This window comes from Geodermatophilus nigrescens, assembly GCF_900129495.1.
Classification (GTDB): Bacteria; Actinomycetota; Actinomycetes; order Mycobacteriales; family Geodermatophilaceae; genus Geodermatophilus; species Geodermatophilus nigrescens.
In genome coordinates, this window is sequence record NZ_FQVX01000001.1 from 900,074 (window position 1) to 916,269 (window position 16,196).

The 16,196-nt window shown below is 74.7% G+C and carries 23 protein-coding genes; 17 read left to right on the forward strand and 6 right to left on the reverse strand.

The annotated features are described in order from the left end of the window. The first annotated feature begins 26 nt into the window (after positions 1-26). The 5 genes from BUE37_RS04435 (at position 27) to BUE37_RS04455 (ending at position 2,179) form a co-directional block, all read left to right on the forward strand. Entirely contained in the window at positions 27-236 is a 210-nt protein-coding gene (locus BUE37_RS04435; RefSeq protein WP_073418819.1) for a hypothetical protein, read from the forward strand. Further along, positions 229-627: a TadE/TadG family type IV pilus assembly protein gene (locus BUE37_RS04440; RefSeq protein ID WP_073418821.1), complete on the forward strand. Its 399-nt coding sequence runs from the start codon at positions 229-231 to the stop codon at positions 625-627. The genes BUE37_RS04435 and BUE37_RS04440 overlap by 8 nt, the downstream gene beginning before the upstream one ends. Further along, on the forward strand, positions 624-1,091 hold the full coding sequence (locus tag BUE37_RS04445) for a hypothetical protein (RefSeq protein ID WP_073418823.1): 468 nt from the start codon (positions 624-626) through the stop codon (positions 1,089-1,091). The genes BUE37_RS04440 and BUE37_RS04445 overlap by 4 nt, the downstream gene beginning before the upstream one ends. A gap of 126 nt (positions 1,092-1,217) precedes the next feature. Further along, positions 1,218-1,694: a hypothetical protein gene (locus BUE37_RS04450; protein ID WP_073418825.1), complete on the forward strand. Its 477-nt coding sequence runs from the start codon at positions 1,218-1,220 to the stop codon at positions 1,692-1,694. An 83-nt stretch (positions 1,695-1,777) separates the two neighbouring features. Next, positions 1,778-2,179 carry a hypothetical protein gene (locus tag BUE37_RS04455; protein WP_139252815.1) on the forward strand — a complete coding sequence of 134 codons (402 nt, stop codon included), beginning with the start codon at positions 1,778-1,780 and terminating at the stop codon, positions 2,177-2,179. 6 nt (positions 2,180-2,185) lie between these two features. Here the strand turns inward: BUE37_RS04455 and BUE37_RS04460 are convergent, their stop codons facing one another. The 3 genes from BUE37_RS04460 to BUE37_RS04470 form a co-directional block, all read right to left on the reverse strand. Then, positions 2,186-3,739, reverse strand: a complete 1,554-nt coding sequence (locus BUE37_RS04460) for an LCP family protein (RefSeq protein ID WP_083628274.1) — start codon at positions 3,737-3,739, stop codon at positions 2,186-2,188. Between the two features lie 66 nt (positions 3,740-3,805). Then, on the reverse strand, positions 3,806-4,000 hold the full coding sequence (locus tag BUE37_RS04465) for a hypothetical protein (protein WP_073418828.1): 195 nt from the start codon (positions 3,998-4,000) through the stop codon (positions 3,806-3,808). A 76-nt stretch (positions 4,001-4,076) separates the two neighbouring features. After that, positions 4,077-5,303: a hypothetical protein gene (locus BUE37_RS04470; protein WP_073418829.1), complete on the reverse strand. Its 1,227-nt coding sequence runs from the start codon at positions 5,301-5,303 to the stop codon at positions 4,077-4,079. Positions 5,304-5,463: 160 nt separating this feature from the next. Between BUE37_RS04470 and BUE37_RS04475 the strand changes: the two genes are divergently transcribed. Further along, positions 5,464-6,279 (forward strand): trypsin-like serine protease, encoded by an 816-nt coding sequence (locus BUE37_RS04475; protein WP_073418831.1) that lies wholly within the window; start codon positions 5,464-5,466, stop codon positions 6,277-6,279. An 18-nt stretch (positions 6,280-6,297) separates the two neighbouring features. On the opposite strand, the gene BUE37_RS04480 is transcribed toward BUE37_RS04475, so the two are convergent. After that, positions 6,298-6,891: a pentapeptide repeat-containing protein gene (locus BUE37_RS04480; RefSeq protein ID WP_073418833.1), complete on the reverse strand. Its 594-nt coding sequence runs from the start codon at positions 6,889-6,891 to the stop codon at positions 6,298-6,300. 115 nt (positions 6,892-7,006) lie between these two features. Here BUE37_RS04480 and BUE37_RS04485 point away from each other — a divergent pair, with 115 nt between their 5' ends. Next, positions 7,007-8,044 carry an esterase/lipase family protein gene (locus BUE37_RS04485; RefSeq protein ID WP_073418835.1) on the forward strand — a complete coding sequence of 346 codons (1,038 nt, stop codon included), beginning with the start codon at positions 7,007-7,009 and terminating at the stop codon, positions 8,042-8,044. A gap of 49 nt (positions 8,045-8,093) precedes the next feature. On the opposite strand, the gene BUE37_RS04490 is transcribed toward BUE37_RS04485, so the two are convergent. Then, positions 8,094-8,330, reverse strand: a complete 237-nt coding sequence (locus BUE37_RS04490) for a hypothetical protein (RefSeq protein WP_073418853.1) — start codon at positions 8,328-8,330, stop codon at positions 8,094-8,096. Between the two features lie 49 nt (positions 8,331-8,379). Between BUE37_RS04490 and cutA the strand changes: the two genes are divergently transcribed. Continuing rightward, entirely contained in the window at positions 8,380-8,700 is a 321-nt protein-coding gene (gene cutA, locus BUE37_RS04495) for a divalent-cation tolerance protein CutA (protein ID WP_073418855.1), read from the forward strand. Positions 8,701-8,708: 8 nt separating this feature from the next. Here the strand turns inward: cutA and BUE37_RS04500 are convergent, their stop codons facing one another. Next, the gene (locus BUE37_RS04500) at positions 8,709-8,996 is read right to left on the reverse strand and encodes a DUF6343 family protein (RefSeq protein WP_073418857.1); all 288 of its coding nucleotides are present in this window, start codon (positions 8,994-8,996) and stop codon (positions 8,709-8,711) included. Positions 8,997-9,085: 89 nt separating this feature from the next. Between BUE37_RS04500 and BUE37_RS04505 the strand changes: the two genes are divergently transcribed. The 9 genes from BUE37_RS04505 (at position 9,086) to BUE37_RS04545 (ending at position 16,196) form a co-directional block, all read left to right on the forward strand. After that, positions 9,086-9,499: a hypothetical protein gene (locus tag BUE37_RS04505; RefSeq protein ID WP_073418859.1), complete on the forward strand. Its 414-nt coding sequence runs from the start codon at positions 9,086-9,088 to the stop codon at positions 9,497-9,499. Positions 9,500-9,526: 27 nt separating this feature from the next. Beyond that, positions 9,527-10,639 (forward strand): peptide chain release factor 2, encoded by a 1,113-nt coding sequence (gene prfB, locus BUE37_RS04510; protein ID WP_073418861.1) that lies wholly within the window; start codon positions 9,527-9,529, stop codon positions 10,637-10,639. Between the two features lie 138 nt (positions 10,640-10,777). Beyond that, complete coding sequence (gene ftsE, locus BUE37_RS04515) at positions 10,778-11,467, forward strand: cell division ATP-binding protein FtsE (protein WP_073418863.1); 690 nt, start codon at positions 10,778-10,780, stop codon at positions 11,465-11,467. Positions 11,468-11,507: 40 nt separating this feature from the next. Beyond that, positions 11,508-12,392: a permease-like cell division protein FtsX gene (gene ftsX, locus BUE37_RS04520; RefSeq protein ID WP_073418865.1), complete on the forward strand. Its 885-nt coding sequence runs from the start codon at positions 11,508-11,510 to the stop codon at positions 12,390-12,392. Between the two features lie 52 nt (positions 12,393-12,444). After that, positions 12,445-13,458 carry an acyl-CoA dehydrogenase gene (locus BUE37_RS04525; RefSeq protein ID WP_073418867.1) on the forward strand — a complete coding sequence of 338 codons (1,014 nt, stop codon included), beginning with the start codon at positions 12,445-12,447 and terminating at the stop codon, positions 13,456-13,458. A 9-nt stretch (positions 13,459-13,467) separates the two neighbouring features. Then, entirely contained in the window at positions 13,468-13,944 is a 477-nt protein-coding gene (smpB, locus tag BUE37_RS04530; protein ID WP_073418869.1) for an SsrA-binding protein SmpB, read from the forward strand. Then, positions 13,941-14,864 carry an NADP-dependent oxidoreductase gene (locus BUE37_RS04535; RefSeq protein WP_073418871.1) on the forward strand — a complete coding sequence of 308 codons (924 nt, stop codon included), beginning with the start codon at positions 13,941-13,943 and terminating at the stop codon, positions 14,862-14,864. The genes smpB and BUE37_RS04535 overlap by 4 nt, the downstream gene beginning before the upstream one ends. A gap of 10 nt (positions 14,865-14,874) precedes the next feature. Next, complete coding sequence (locus BUE37_RS04540) at positions 14,875-15,768, forward strand: amidohydrolase family protein (protein WP_073418872.1); 894 nt, start codon at positions 14,875-14,877, stop codon at positions 15,766-15,768. Beyond that, entirely contained in the window at positions 15,768-16,196 is a 429-nt protein-coding gene (locus tag BUE37_RS04545) for a GNAT family N-acetyltransferase (protein ID WP_073418873.1), read from the forward strand. Before BUE37_RS04540 ends, BUE37_RS04545 begins: the two co-directional genes overlap by 1 nt.

Below are 16,196 nucleotides of genomic sequence, written 5' to 3' on the forward strand. Positions count from 1 at the left end.
CCGGTATCAACGGAGGAGGACGACGGATGCGGGCCCTGGCCTGGCTTCTCGCGCTCACGGCGGCCCTGGCCGCACGGCTGCGCGGCGGCGGTGATCCCGAGCGGGGCGACGTCCCCGGCTGGGTGATGATCACGGTGATGACGGCGGCGCTCGTGCTGGCCATCCTCGTGCCGTTCCGCGAGGCGATCGTGGCGGTGGTGCAGAACGCGCTCGCCTCCGTCACGGCCGGTGGCTGAGCGGGACGACCCCGAGCGCGGGAGCGCCGTCGTCGACTTCGTGCTGGTGTCGGTGCTGGTCGTCGTGCTGCTGCTCGCGGTGCTGCAGGTGGCCGTCTACGTGCACGTGCGCAACGTGGTGACCGCCAGCGCGCAGGACGGCGCCCGGTACGGGGCGAACGCCGACGTGCCGGCGTCGGCCGCCACCGGCCGGACGCTGGAGGCGGTGGCCCGGGCGACGTCGGCCGGCACCGCCGAGGGGCTGGTGTGCACCGCGGCGGAGGAGGTCGACGCCACCGGACTGGTGCTGGTGACCGTGCGCTGCCGCGGCGCGGTGCCGACGCTGCTGGCCGGGCTGGGGAACCTGCTGCCGCTGGACGTCACCGGCCGGGCGGTGGAGGAGGCGCCGTGAGGTGGCTGCGCGCCCGGCTCGGGCAGGTCGAGGGCGAGCGCGGGTCGGCGCTGGTGGAGTTCGTCTTCGTCGCGCTGGTGGTGTTCGTGCCGCTGGTCTACGTGGTGGCCGGGTTCTCGGCGGTGCAGCGCGGGGTGTTCGCCGCGACGGCGGCCGCGCGGGAGGCCGGCCGGGCGCTGGCCACCGCGCCGGATCTCGGCTCAGGGCTGGCCCGGGCGGAGCGGGCGGCGCAGCTGGCGGTGGCCGACCAGTCGGTCGAGGCCACCGACGTGCGGCTGTCCTTCGTGCCGGCCGGCGGCGACTGCCGCTCGGCGGGCGGGTGGACGCCGACGCTGGCGCCGGGGGAGGAGTTCTCCGTCTGCGCCACGGTGACCGTGCGGATCCCGCTGCTGCCGGAGTGGATCGACGCCAACACCGCGACCGGGCAGTTCGTCGTCGAGACCGACCGCTACGTCGACCGCTGAGGCGGGCGACGGCGCGCCGCTCGACAGGTCCGGAACGCGGGGGTTCCCGTCCGGAACCGTGCCGGAGGGCCACAGTCCGGTCCCTGCGGGCCGGACCCGCCGGCCCCGGGGTCACGGGAGGTCGTCATGTCCCACTCCGCCGCACGCCTGGCCGCCGTCACCGTCGGCGCCAGTGCTGTCCTGCTCGGTCTCGCGGCGCCGGCCCTGGCGGCGCCCCCCACGATCGAGCGGGTCCAGGTCGACGAGACCTTCGCCGACGAGTTCCTGAGCGAGGAGTGCGGCGTCGACGTCACGACCACCGTCGTCGGTCACGTCACCTTCCGGACCTTCGGCAGGGACGGCACCGGCCCGACGGTCCTGACGACGGTCAACCTGAGCATCACCGCCACGGCCGGGGACAACACCATCCGCTTCCGCAACGTCGGTGCGGACCTGGAGCGGCGGACGTCCGACGGTGACCTGATCCTGTCGGTCATCGGTCAGGTGCCGTTCGACTTCAACGGCGTCTTCAAGATCAACCTGACCACGGGCGAATGGGTGCACGTCCCCGGCGCCCTGCGGCCCGACGACCTGGCGGAGGCGTGCGCGATCCTCACCGCGTAGTGCCCAGCACGGCGGTGTCCCGGCCGTGAGGCCGGGCACCGCTCGCCATTGCCGGGAGCCGGTCCGGAACGGGAGGCTGAGCCGTGACCACGGTGCGAGGAGCGGTGTGGCTGGGCGTCGTCGCCCTGGCCGGGGTGGTCGTCTACGCGGTACTCGTCGTGCTGCCCTACTTCGTCAACGGCCTCCACCGGTTCCCCCTGGCCGACGTCGCCATCGGGTACCACGACCCCAAGGACCTGTGGCCGGCCACGGTCCCGTACGTCGGCGGCTGGCTGCACCTGTTCGGGGTCCTGTCGATGGCGTTCGCGCCGGCCACGCTCCTGTGCGTGGCCTTCGCCTCGGGCTTCGCGTCGGTGTGGGCGAGTACGCGCCGGGCGTGGACCGTCGCAGGTGCCCACGCCGTCGTCGTCCTGGGGTGCCTGGCCGCGGCGGCCTGGTTCTTCACGCCCTTCGCCGAGGCCCTCGTCGGCTGGCAGCTCGACTGACCGCGGTCAGTTGATGCAGCTCGTGTCGTCGGCGGTGCGGGCGGGGTCGGCGTCCTCCGCGGGCGCGGGCGTCGTCGGCTCCGTGGGCTGCCCGATCGCGGTGAAGTCCGCGCCCAGGATGAGCTGCACGGTGCCCGCGGTCGCGTCGTCGGCCACCTCCGTCACCGCCCCCGGCACCTGCGCGGCGAGGGTGGCGGCGAGCGCCTCGTCGCCGGCGGCGTGCCGGATCACCGTGCGGTCGTAGTCGCTGGAGTCGGCGTTGCCGGTGGAGACGACGGGGAAGCCGGCCGCCTCGAGCGCCGCGGTGGCCGACGCGGCCACCCCGCCGATGCCCGAGCCGTTGTAGACCGCCACCAGCACCTCCGACGGGTCCACCGGGTCCGGCGCCGGGGCGTCGGACGCGGGCGCCTCCGGCTCGGCTGACAGGTTCGCGAAGAACGCGCGCAGCGTCGCGTCGTCGGCGAGCTCCACGATCGAGCTGCCGTTCTCGTCCCGGGCGTCCGGGTTCTCGATCGGCACGGTCTGGAAGTCGATGCTGCCCGCCGTCACCCCCTGCATCTGCGCGGCGAGGTCGAGCAGGTCGAGGTCCTGGTCGACGGTCAGCGACTCCGACGCCGCCTGCACCAGCCGGCGCTGCGTGCCGAGGTCGAGCAGCACGTCCTGCGACAGGAGCTTGCGCAGCACCCCGCTGAGGAACACCTGCTGGCGCACGATCCGGTCGAGGTCGCCGCGGGGGAGCGCGTCGGTGCCGTCCGGCCGCACCCCGTGCCGCTGCCGGACGAACCGCAGCGCGTCGACGCCGGAGATCGTCTGCTCGCCGGCCGGGAACACCGCGCCGGAGTACTGCGAGTCGTCGACGGCGTAGCAGAGGTTCACCTCGACGCCGCCGATCACGCTGGTCAGCTCGAAGAAGCCGAGCAGGTCCACCTCGGCGTAGTGGTCGATGCGCAGGCCGCTGAGCTCGTTGATCGTCTGGATGAGCAGCTGCGCGCCGCCGGCCTGCCGCTCGGTCAGCGGTGCCGACTCGTCGACCCCCGAGTACCCGTAGGCGTAGGCCGCGTTGAGCTTGTCCATGCCGTAGCCGGGGATCTCGACGTAGGAGTCGCGGGGGAAGGAGACGAACGACGCGCTCGACCCGTCGGCCGGCAGGTGCACCAGGATCATCGTGTCGGTGTTGACGCCGGAGTCCACGCCGGCGCTGAGCTCGGCGAGCTGCTCGGGCGTGAGGTCCGCGCGGCTGTCGTTGCCCACCAGCAGCAGGTTCATCGCCTCCGGCGCGTCCCCGGAGTCGGCGTTGCCGTCGTCGGGGATGGCGTCGGTGCGGTTGACCCCGGCCTCGGCCACCTGGCCGAGGTACCAGCCCCACCCGCTGCCGGCGAGCAGCACTCCCGACAGCAGCGCGGCCACCACCCGGGCGACGACGACCCCGCGGTGCGAGCGGGCCCGCGGCTGCGCCGGGGAGGCCGGCGCCGCGTGCCGGGCGGACCGGCCCGCGCGCGGGTCGAGACGCGGCGGCAGCGGCCGGCCGGAGGGGTCGCCGGGCGGGGTGCGGTCGCTCACGCGCGGCAGGGTAGGGCCGCCCGGCGGCCCGTGGGTGCCGTCGGGACCCGGCTCGCCGGAGGCGGCTCAGCGCACGTAGGTGGTGCCGCCGCCGAGGGCGGTCAGCACGACCATGCCGATGAAGGCGAGCGCGATGAAGAGGACGACGGCGGCGAACAGCAGCCAGCTGCGGTCCTCGATGCCGGGCTTTTCCGCAGGGCTGGGCGGCGGAGCCTGCTCGGCCGGCTGCTCGGTGGGCGGATGGTCGACGGGTGCGGTCATGACGACTCCCGGGGGTGCGCCTGTGCCGCCACGCTAGGGCGGCCGCGGGTGCTCCCGGAGGGTCGGAGGTCCCTGGTCAGGCGGGCAGCGCGCCGGTCGCGCGGGCCTGCTCGGCGCCGCAGGCGAGCAGCAGGTCGACGTCGCCGAGGTCCAGCGGTCGCCAGCGCAGGACCGAGCAGGTCCACAGTCCGCCGTGCACCGCCAGCCGCAGCCGGGCGCCCGGCACGTCGAGCCGGACGCCGCCGGGCGGGGTCGGCGCGGCGCCGCCGGCGGGGAGCACCAGCGCCGTCCGGCCGGTGTTGAGCCGCGGCACCGGCGCCTCGGTGTGCAGCGCCAGCCGGGTGGTGGGCGGCAGGCCGGGCAGCGCGCCGCGCAGGACGGCGAACGCGGTGCCCGGCACCGGGTTGGCCGGGAAGGCGGCGGTGTAGGCGCGCGGGTCCTCCGGCGTCAGCCGGAAGTGCGCGGCGAGCGCGGCGAGGGCGCCGGCCTGGGCCGCCGGAGGCACGAGCTCGGGCGGCAGGGGTTGTGCGCCGGGAGGCGGCAGCGGCTGCTCGGCCGGCTGCGGCCGGGCCAGCGGGCGGCAGGCGGCGGCCAGGGCGTCGCCGGCGTCGACGGCCATCCGCAGCAGCCCGTCGAGGTCGTGCTCGCCGGTGACGTAGCCGTTGCGCCGCAGCACCACGGTGCCGAAGCGGTACGCCACCTCGAAGAAGGCGTTGCGCGCGCCGGCGCGCACCACCGCGGCGAGCGGGCCGCGGGCCAGCGCGTCGACGACGCCGTCCGGCAGCGGCCGCTCCGCGTCGAGCACCGCGCCGGTCGAGCCCAGCGGCACCGCCCGCCGCGACGCCGTCCGGGTGCCCGCGCCGCAGCGCACGGTGAACGCCGGCAGCAGTCCGGCCTCCGGTGTCAGCGTGGCCACGCCGGTGCACGGCACGCCGACGTACTGCTCCTCGTCGTCCCCGGTGAACCAGGAGGAGACGCTCGACCGGTACCTCGACACCACGCCGTAGAACGTCCAGGGGCCCACCGGGCCGTCGCCGTCCAGCGGCCACGGGAAGCGCCAGTGCCAGAGGACGACGTCGCGGCCGCCGACCGTCCCGCGCAGCACGTTCGACTGCAGCTCCGGCTCCATCGGCAGCGCCGCGGCGTACCCGCTCGGGTTGAGGCTGCCCAGCGGCTCGAGCCCGCGGGCGTGCGCGAAGGTGGTGAGGTCGGCGTCGGGTCCGCCCCGCTTGGCGTCGGCGCGGTCGCGGGGGTCGAGGGCGGCGCGCCCGCGCAGGCGCGAGGCGACCGTCGGTCGGGTCACGGGTCCTCCATCCGGGACGGGAGCGCGCGGCACGCTAGCGGCGCGCGGATGGTCAGGGGAGGCCTCCGCGCACGTCCGCCGGCGAGGGTCGGAGGTCCCTGGCCGGAGGGCCGGCGGGTTCCTACCGTTCCGCTCCACCATCGAGAGAGCGGGGGACCCCATGAGGCACCGGCGACTGTTCCTGACCACCGCGCTGGCCGCGGCCGTCGTCACGGCGACGGCGAGCCCGGCGGGCGCGATCACCTTCGGCCAGCCCGACGGCCACCGGCATCCCGAGGTCGGCGCGCTGCTCGTCGACGTCGACCCGGGCAGTCCCGGCCCGGAGGCCATCTGTTCCGGCACCCTGATCGCGCCGACGGTCTTCCTCACCGCCGCCCACTGCACGGTCGAGGCCGAGGCCGGGGGTGCACCGATCTGGGTCACCTTCGCCTCCGACTACGACGAGGACACGCCTGACGCCACCGGCGCGATCGCCGGCACGGCGCACAGCCACCCGGAGTTCGGCGCACCCGGCGGCGGTGCCGACGCCCACGACATCGCCGTCGTGCTGCTGGCGTCCGCCCCGGCCGGGATCACCCCGGCGCAGCTGCCCGAGGCCGGGCTGCTCGACGAGCTCGGTCAGCGGGCCCTCCGCAGCCAGACCTTCACCGCGGTCGGCTACGGCGCCGTCCGGGAGGACAAGACCGGTGGCCCGCACGGGCTGCTCGACCCCGAGGGCATCCGCCGCTTCGCCCTGCAGACGGGGCTGTCGCTGCAGAAGACCTGGTTCACCCTGTCGATGCAACCCTCCACCGGCGACGGCGGCACCTGCTACGGCGACTCCGGCGGCCCGCACTTCCTCGGCGGCGTGACCAGTCACCTGCTGGTCAGCCTGACCGTCACCGGTGACGCGATGTGCCGGGCCACCGACCGCACCTACCGCCTCGACACGGCCTCCGCCCGGGCGTTCCTGGCTGAGTACGTCGAGCTGCCCTAGCGGGCGCGGCGCAGGCGCTCAGCCGATCGTCAGGCCGAGCGCCTGCGCCAGCACCACCGCCTGCTCGGCGCGGATCCGGGCGCCGTCGAGGGGCACCTCCCGCGGGTCGAAGGCAGCCAGGTCGCTGCCGCGCAGGTCGGCACCCGACCAGCGGCTGCCGTCGAGGGCGGCGGCCGACAGGTCGCAGTCCGTCACCGCGGCGCCGTTGAGGTCGGCGCCACGGAGGTCGGCCTCGCGCAGCCGCACGCCCGCGAACTGAGTGCCCCGCAGGTCGGCGTCGACCAGCGACACGAACGACCAGTCGCCGCCGCTCACCCGCAGCGGGCGCAGCGAGCAGGACGAGAAGACGCTGCCGAGCACCGCGCAGTCGGTGAACTCGGCGGTGGTGAACGAGCACGCGGTGAACCGGCAGCCGCGGAACGCCGAGGCCTCGTGCCGCCCGGCCGACAGCCGGCAGTCGGTGAACGCGCAGTCCTCGAACGTGGCGCCCACCGACGTCGTCTCCGACAGGTCGACGTTCAGCAGCGTGCAGCGCACGAACGACCGGCCGGAGAGGTCCTCGCCCCACCAGTCCTCGCCGCGCAGGGTCGCGTCCTCCACCGGGGCGGTCACGCCGGCGAACCTAGCCCGGGTGGCGCGGAGCACATCCCCAGGCACACTCGGTCGTTGTGTTGCACGAGCGCCCGCGACGACGCGGGCGCCCGACCGCGAGGAGACGCGACCCGCGATGACGAGGTCCCGACTGCTGGCCGCCGTGACCGCGGCCCTCACCGGCGCCACCGCCGCCGTCCTGCTCGGGAGCGGCACCGCCGGCGCCGCCCCGGCGCCCGCGACCGCCGACACCGGCGCGTTCGCGCCGCTCGACCGGCCCGGGCCGCGGCTGTCGGTGCCGCGCGACGCCCTCGACGCGAGCCTCGACTGCAACGGCCCGCTGCGCGGCGTCGCGCAGGACCCGGTCCTGCTGGTGCCCGGCACCACGATGGACCCGCACGTGGGCTTCGACTGGAACTACGCCCGCGCCTTCGACCAGCGCGGCCTGCGGTGGTGCACCGTGACGCTGCCCTTCGACGCCACCGGCGACATCCAGGTGGCCGGCGAGCACGTCGTGCACGCGATCCGCACGATGGCGCAGCAGTCACGCCGCGACGTCGACGTCGTCGGCTGGAGCCAGGGCGGGATGGTGCCGCGCTGGGCGCTGCGGTTCTGGCCCGACACCCGCGCGCTCGTCGACGACCTCGTCGGCCTCTCGCCGTCCAACCACGGCACCGCGCTGTCGGAGGTGACCTGCGGCGACTGCAACCCGGCCTTCCACCAGCAGGCCGCGGGCTCGGCGTTCCTCGCCGCGCTCAACAGCGGCGCGGAGACCTTCGCCGGCGTCGACTACACGGTGGCCTACACGGCGCTCGACGAGGTCGTCGTCCCCAACACCCCGGGCATCGCGAGCTCCGCGCTGCGCACCGGAGAGGGCGCGATCAGCAACATCGCCACGCAGGAGGTCTGCCCGGCCAACGCGGCCGACCACTTCGCCATCGGCAGCCACGACCCGGTCGGCTACGCGATCGCCCTCGACGCGCTCACCCACGACGGGCCCGCGGTGCGCTCGCGCATCCCGCTCGGCACCTGCCTGCAGCCGTTCCAGCCCGGCGTCGACCCGCTCACCTTCGGGCCCACCTACGCCGGGTTCCTCGCCTACGCCACGGACTCGGACGGCAACGCGCCCGACGTCCCGGAGGAGCCGGCGCTGGCTCCCTACGTGTACCGCTGAGGAGGGGGACGGCCGCCGCTGCCGCTGCGGCGGCCGTCCTCGGCGCGGGTCAGCCGCCGCGCTCGACCTCGGCCTGCACGATCCCGCCGATCGCGGTGCGCAGCGCCTCGTTGCCGGTGTCCCCCTCGGCCAGCGCGGCGCGGGCGTCCTCGGGCAGCAGCGCGGGGTCGACGTCGTCGAGCCAGGCCACGTCGTCGCCGTTGCGGCGGCCGATCTGCAGCCCCTCGCCGCCCTGCCGGACCACGTAGGTCTCGCTGTCGATCTCGATCGTCAGGTCGTCGCTCATGGGCGGCCCCTACCCGGCGCGGCCCGTGGCACGCACCCAGGATGGGCGGGTGGACGTCGTCGAGGTGGTGGTCACCGGGCCGGACGCCGGCTGGCTGGCCGGTTACACGCGCACCGTGGTCGAGGAGCGGCTGGCCGCCTGCGGCCACCAGTTCGCCGCGATCCGCTCGGTCTACCGCTGGGAGGGCGCGGTGCACGACGAGCCGGAGGCGCGCGTCGCGCTGCACACCCGCGCGGCCCTCGTCCCCGAGCTGGTCGCGCGCACCGCGGAGCTGCACCCCTACGACGTCCCGTGCGTCCTCGCGCTGCCGGTGTCCGGCGGCAACGAGGACTACCTGCGCTGGGTGGTGGCCGAGACCCGCGAGCCCTGACGGGCGGGTCAGCCGGGTTCGCCGCGCAGCTTCCGCCGGGCGACGACGACCAGGTCCACCAGCGCCACCGCGCCGAGGACGAACAGCAGCACCGCCGGCCACGCGGGCAGGTCGGTGCGCAGCCACAGGACCCCGAACACCACGCACACGACCAGGCCGAACGCCGCCAGCACCAGCCGCAGGGTCAGGGCCGACTGCGCCGGGGCCGCGCCGAGCAGCCCCGCCGTCGGGTCGTGGTGGTCGGGCAGGCCCCGCTCGTAGTCCTCACGGGTCAGCTTCCGCCGCGGCTCGCTCACGGGAGAGGGGTACCCGGTGCCGGCCCCGGCCACCCGGATCGGCCGCTGTGAGGACGGCCGGGTGAGGACGGCCGGGTGAGGATGGCCGGGTGACGCCGCCCGCCCGCGACTCGACCGCCGTCCTGCGCGACCTCGGCGCCGCCCTCCGGGCCGCCGCGCCGGCCGGCGCCGCCCGGCTGCGCTACCGCGCCGTCGTCGTCGGCGACGTCCGCCGCGACCAGCTCACCGCCGAGCCGGGCACGGGGGAGGAGCTGCCCGTGCCCGCCGCCGTGCGCCGCGCGGCCGAGGAGCTCAAGCGCGCCATGTGGACGCCGGAGCGCGGCACCTGGCTGCAGACCGAGATGGTCCTCGACCTGGCCAGCGGCCGGCTGGTGCCGATCTTCAACGCCGAGGCCGCCCCGCCCGGACCGCCGCTGCCGCCCGGGGCGGTCGCCGCGGAGCTGCGCGCCTACCCGCGCCCGCCCGGCGCCGTGCCCGGCTGGATGGGCGAACCGACCGGCTGACCCCGCGGCGCACTACCCTGGATCGACGTGGCCGCAGACTTCTCCGTCGTCCTCGACGAACTCGACACGACCCTCTCCAGCATCGAGTCCGTCCTCGACGTCGACAAGCTCCGCCGGGAGGTCTCCGAGCTCGAGCAGCAGGCCGCCGCGCCGGACCTGTGGAACGACGTCGAGGCCGCCCAGGCGCTGACCTCGAAGCTGTCCTACCTGCAGGGCGACCTGCGCCGCGTCGAGGAGCTGCGCCGCCGGCTCGACGACGTCGGCGTGCTGCACGAGATGGCGCAGGAGGAGTCCGACGAGGCCACCGCCGCCGAGGCCGAGCGCGAGCTGGCCGCCCTGCGCACCGAGATCGACGAGCTCGAGGTCCGCACGCTGCTCAACGGCGAGTACGACTCCCGCGAGGCGCTGGTGACCATCCGCTCGGAGGCCGGCGGCGTCGACGCGGCCGACTTCGCCGAGATGCTCATGCGGATGTACCTGCGCTGGGCCGAGCGCCACCGCTACCCGATCGAGGTCTACGACACCTCCTACGCCGAGGAGGCCGGCATCAAGTCGGCCACCTTCGCCGTCAAGCAGCCCTACGCCTACGGCACGCTGTCGGTCGAGCAGGGCACCCACCGGCTGGTGCGCATCTCGCCGTTCGACAACCAGGGCCGCCGGCAGACGTCGTTCGCCGGCGTCGAGGTGCTGCCGGTCGTCGAGCAGACCGACCACGTCGACATCCCCGAGAACGAGATCCGCATCGACGTCTTCCGGTCCTCGGGCCCCGGCGGGCAGAGCGTGAACACCACCGACTCCGCCGTCCGCATCACCCACCTGCCGACCGGCATCGTGGTGTCCTGCCAGAACGAGAAGAGCCAGATCCAGAACCGCGCCGCCGCCCTGCGGGTGCTGCAGGCGCGGCTGCTCGCGGTCCGCCAGGCCGAGCAGCGCGCGGAGATGGACGCCCTCAAGGGCGAGGGCTCCAGCTGGGGCAACCAGATGCGCTCCTACGTGCTGCACCCGTACCAGATGGTCAAGGACCTGCGGACCGAGCAGGAGACCGGCAACACGACGGCGGTCCTCGATGGCGACATCGACTCGTTCATCGAGGCCGGCATCCGCTGGCGCCGCCAGCAGGAGAGCGTCCCGGCGTCCTGACGCCGTCGACCCCGTCACAGTCGGCGGGGGTTCGGCGGGCGCACCTCCGGGGTAGTGCAGCAGATTCGCGCAACGCGCCCGGTGCGTCTCGCCGCGAACCGCTCATGGTGCGGTCCCGGGCAGGTACCGTGGCCCCTCGTGATCGAATTGCAACACGTCACCAAGCTCTACCCGGCCAGCGCTCGGCCGGCCCTCGATGACGTGTCGACGGAGATCGACAAGGGCGAGTTCGTCTTCCTGATCGGCTCCTCGGGCTCCGGCAAGTCGACCTTCCTCCGGCTGCTGCTCAAGGAGGACGACCCGACCCGCGGCACGGTGACGGTCAACGGCAAGACCCTCAACGGCATGAGCAAGTGGCAGGTGCCGAAGCTGCGCCGCACGATGGGCTGCGTCTTCCAGGACTTCCGCCTGCTGCGCAACCGCACGGTGGCCGAGAACGTGGCGTTCGCCCTCGAGGTCATCAACAAGCCGCACCGCACCATCAAGCGCGTCGTCCCCGAGGTGCTGGAGATGGTCGGCCTCGACGGCAAGGCCTCCCGCCTGCCCCACGAGCTCTCCGGTGGTGAGCAGCAGCGGGTCGCGATCGCCCGCGCGTTCGTCAACCGGCCGCTGGTGCTGCTCGCCGACGAGCCCACCGGCAACCTCGACCCGGAGACCAGCGAGGGGATCATGCTGCTGCTGGAGCGGATCAACCGCACCGGCACCACGGTGATCATGGCCACCCACGACTACCACATCGTCGACTCGATGCGCCGTCGCGTGATCGAGCTCAACGGGGGTCAGATCACCCGAGACCAGTCGCGCGGCGTCTACGGCGTCGGCCGCTGACGGTCCCGACCCCCGACCTGCACCTCACGCAAGGGAACCCATGCGCGTCAACTTCGTCCTCTCCGAGGTGGCCACCGGGCTGCGTCGCAACCTGACCATGACGGTCGCGATGATCCTGACCACGGCCATCTCGCTCGGTCTCATGGGCACCGGCCTGCTCATCGCCGGGATGATCTCCGACATGAAGGAGATCTACTACGACAAGGTGCAGGTCTCCATCTTCCTGGCCGACGACGTCACCGACGAGCAGCGGACCGCGATCGAGACCCAGCTGACCGACTCGCCGGAGGTCGCCACCTTCCTCTACGAGTCGAAGGAGGAGGCCTACGAGCGCTTCCGGCAGCAGTTCTCCCAGCAGCCCGAGCTGGTCGAGAACACCCCGCCGGACGCGCTGCCGGAGAGCTTCCGCGTGGAGCTGGTGAACCCCGAGCGCTACGAGGTCATCGCCGCGGAGTTCCCGAACGGGCAGAACGGCGTCGACCAGGTGCGCGACGAGGGCGACTTCCTCGACCGCCTGTTCAGCCTGCTCAACGGCGCCCGCAACGCCACCATCGCCGTCGCGGTGGTGCAGGCGCTGGCGGCGTTGCTGTTGATCTCCAACACGATCCAGCTGGCGGCGTTCAACCGGCGCAATGAAACGAACATCATGCGGCTGGTCGGCGCCTCGCGCTGGTACACCCAGCTGCCGTTCATCCTCGAGGCGGCGCTGGCCGGCCTGATCGGTGCGCTGCTCGCCGTCGGCGGCCTCGTGCTGGCGAAGGTGCTGTTCGTCGACAAGACGCTGGCCGGCCCGATCAAGGCCGGGATCATCCCGCCGGTCGACTGGGGCGCGATCGCCACGATCAGCCCGATCATCGCCGCGGCCGGCGTCGGCCTGGCCGGCATCGCCGCCTACGTGACGCTGCGCCTCTACGTCCGGCTCTGACATCGTCGGCCTCCCGCGCGCGCGGCGCGGGAGGCAGGGGTAGGACCGGGGCATGACGACCGACGAGGTGGCCCCGGCAGGCGACGTCGACAGCGGGCGGGCCGACGTCCGCGCCGCCCTGCACAGGCTGGGCGCGGTGGGCGCCTTCGGCGACGACGGCGAGGACCCGACGACGGGGCTGCTGGCCGCCGTGCGGCTGGTGCGCGAGGTGGCCGCGGTCAGCCTCGCCACCGCCTTCTCGGCCTGGTCGCAGCGCATGGTCGTGGAGTACCTGCGCGCCGCCCGGCTGCCCGACGACGGCCTGTCCGCGGCGTTGCGCACCGCCGAGGTGACCGGCGCGACCGCGCTCGCGCCGGCGATCGCCGACCTCGCCGGCACCGGCACGATCCCGGTCACCGCCACCCGCGACGGCGCCGGCTGGCGGCTCACCGGCACGGTCGCGTGGGCGTCGAACCTCTTCGACGACGCCGTCGTCGTCGCCCCGGCGCGCACGTCCGACGAGGGCCGGCTCGTGGTGCTCTTCCGCCGCACCGACCCCGGCGTCACGCCCGAGGGGCCCTACGACCTGCTCGGCCTCAACGGCACCGGCACCGGCGGCCTGCACCTCGACGGCGTCGCGGTCGGGCCGGACCGGGTGCTGAGCGACGACCTGGCCGCGTTCCTCGGCACCTGCCGCCCGGCGATGCTGCTCATGCAGACCGCGCTCGCCCTCGGCCTGGCCGACGCCGCGCTCGCCGCCGTCGACACCCACCTGGTGCCCGGCGCGCTCCTGCGGCGCGACGCCCAGGACCTCTCCGACCAGCGCGACGACGTCGCCCGCCGCACCGAGGACCTGGCCGGCGACCGGGTGGGACTGGGGCCCGGCGACCTCGCCCGGCTGCGGCTGGCCGCCATGGACGTGGCCGCCGAGGCGGTGCGGCTGGAGTGCTCGGTGGCCGGGGGAGAGGGCTACCGGGCCGGCAGCGACACCGCCCGCCGGGTGCGCGAGGCGGCGTTCCTGCCGGTGCAGGCGCCCACCGTCGCCCAGCTCCGCCGGGAGATCACGGCCGCCGGGGTGCGGCAGTAGCCTGGGGACATGCCGCGGGAACAGGGGCGCAAGTTCATCGCCCAGAACAAGAAGGCGCGGCACGACTACTCGATCCTCGACACCTTCGAGGTCGGCCTGGTGCTCACCGGCACCGAGGTGAAGAGCCTCCGCGCCGGCCGGGCGTCGCTGGTCGACGGCTTCGCCACCGTCGACGACGGCGAGGTGTGGCTCCAGCACGTGCACATCCCCGAGTACACGCAGGGGACCTGGACCAACCACGCCCCGCGGCGCAAGCGCAAGGTGCTCATGCACCGCGAGGAGATCGACAAGCTGATCGGCAAGACCCGCGAGGGCGGCCTGACGCTCGTGCCGCTGGACCTGTACTTCAAGGACGGCAAGGTCAAGGCCACGCTCGCGCTGGCCAAGGGCAAGAAGTCCTACGACAAGCGCCACGACCTCGCCGAGCGCGACTCGCGCCGCGAGATCCAGAAGGCCTTCGGCCGCTACGTGAAGGGACGTCGTTGAGGGGCATCGCGTACGACCGCTTCGGGGGCTCCGAGGTCTTGGAGCTGCGCGACGACCTCCCCGAGCCGCCCGTCGGACCGGACACGGTGCTCGTCCGCACGCACGCCGCGGGCGTGAACCCGGTCGACGTCGGCATCCGCGAGGGGCACCTGTCCGGGTTCTTCCCGCACCGGTTCCCGATCGTGCCCGGCTGGGACCTCGCCGGGACGGTCGAGGCGGTCGGGCCGGCGATCCACGACCTCGCGCCCGGCGACGAGGTGTTCGGCTACCTGCGCCGCGACGACGTCCAGTGGGGGACGGCGGCCGAGCTCGTCCCGGCGCCGCAGCGCTGCCTCGCGCGCAAGCCGGAGTCGCTGTCGTTCGCCGAGGCGGGGGCGCTGCCGCTGGCCGGGCTCACCGCCTACCAGGCGCTCACCGAGGCGCTCGACGTCGGCGAGGGCGACCGGGTGCTGGTGCACCGCGCGGCCGGCGGCGTCGGGTTCTTCGCCGTGCAGATCGCCGTCGCGCTCGGCGCGCACGTCATCGGCACCGCGAGCCCGCGCAACCACGGCTTCCTCCGCGACGCCGGCGTCGCCGAGGTGCTCGACTACGCGGCCGGGCCGGTCAGCGCGCAGCTGTCGGAGCCGGTCGACGCCGTCCTCGACCTCAACGGCGGCGACGCGCTCGCCGACGCGCCGCAGCAGGTGCGCGACGTCGCCCGGGTCGCGAGCGTCGTCGACCCGGCGGTCAACGAGATGGGCGGGCGGTATGTGTTCGTCCGGCCCGAGCGGCACGACCTCGAGGAGCTCGGCCGGATGGCCGACGCCGGCCAGCTGCGGGTGGCGATCGCCAAGGCCTTCCCGCTGGAGCGCACCGCCGAGGCCCACGACCTGGTCGCCGGCGGGCACGTGCGCGGCAAGGTCGTCGTCACCCTGCGATGAGCAGCGGAGCATGAGCGTCCCGCCGCCGGTCGACGACGACGACGTCCCGCGGTTCTGGCGCGAGCTCGGCCTGCCCGGCCTGGTCGACGTCCACGTGCACTTCCTGCCGCCGCGCGTGCAGGCGAAGGTGTGGGCGTACTTCGAGGCGGCGCGGACGCACTACGGCGCCGAGTGGCCGGTGGCGTACCCGCTGCCCGAGGACGAGCGGCTCGCCGTCTTGGCGCGGCTCGGCGTCCGGGCCTTCCCGACGCTGCCGTACCCGCACAAGGCGGGGATGGCGGCCTGGCTCAACGACTGGTCGGCCGGCTTCGCCGCGACGCACCCGCAGGTGCTGCGCTCGGCCACGTTCTTCCCCGAGCCGGAGGCGCCGCACTACGTCGCCGAGGCGCTCGACGCCGGCGTCCGGGTGTTCAAGGTGCACGTGCAGGTGGGCTCGTTCGACCCGCGCGACGCCCTGCTCGACCCGGTGTGGGCGCGGCTGGAGGAGACCGGGACGCCGGTGGTCATCCACTGCGGCTCCGGCCCGCTGCGCGGCGAGCACACCGGGCCGGCGCCCATGGCCGGGCTGCTCGAGCGGCACCCGCGCCTGCAGCTGGTGATCGCCCACCTCGGCATGCCCGAGTACCGGGAGTTCCTCGACCTCGCCGAGCGGTACGAGCGGGTGCACCTGGACACCACGATGTTCGCCACCGACTTCACCGAGCGGCTGATGCCGTTCGACCCCGCGCTGCGGCCGCGGCTGGGCGCGCTGCGGGACAGGGTGCTGCTGGGCAGCGACTTCCCGTCGATCCCGTACCCCTACGCCCACCAGCTCGCCGCGCTCGCCCGGCTCGGCCTCGGCGACGACTGGCTGCGCGCGGTGCTGCACGACAACGGCGCCCGCCTGTTCGGGCTGCCGGCCTGATGCCCGCCGCGCAGGACGACCTGCGGGTGGACACCGCGATCGGCCCGCTGCTGCTGCGCCGTCCCGGGGCCGACGACCTCCCCGCGGTGTGGGCCGTCCACGGCGACCCGCGGACCGACCGGCACGACCCGGCCGGCCCGGACGCCGACGCCGCGGCCAGCCGGGACCGCCTGCGGGAGTGGCTCGACCACTGGGAGCGGCACGGGTTCGGCTACTCCGCCGTCGAGACGGACGAGGGGAGGGTCGTCGGCTTCTCCGGCGTGCGGACGTCGGCGTGGGACGGAGTGCCGGTGCTGGCCTTCACCACCGTGGACGACACCGGGTCGCGGCGCACCGCGCTGGCCGCCGGGCTGGTGCGCCGGCCCGACCTCGAGCGGGTGGTCGACGGGCACTGGGCGGTCGTCTTCACCACGCCGCCGGCGGGGTAG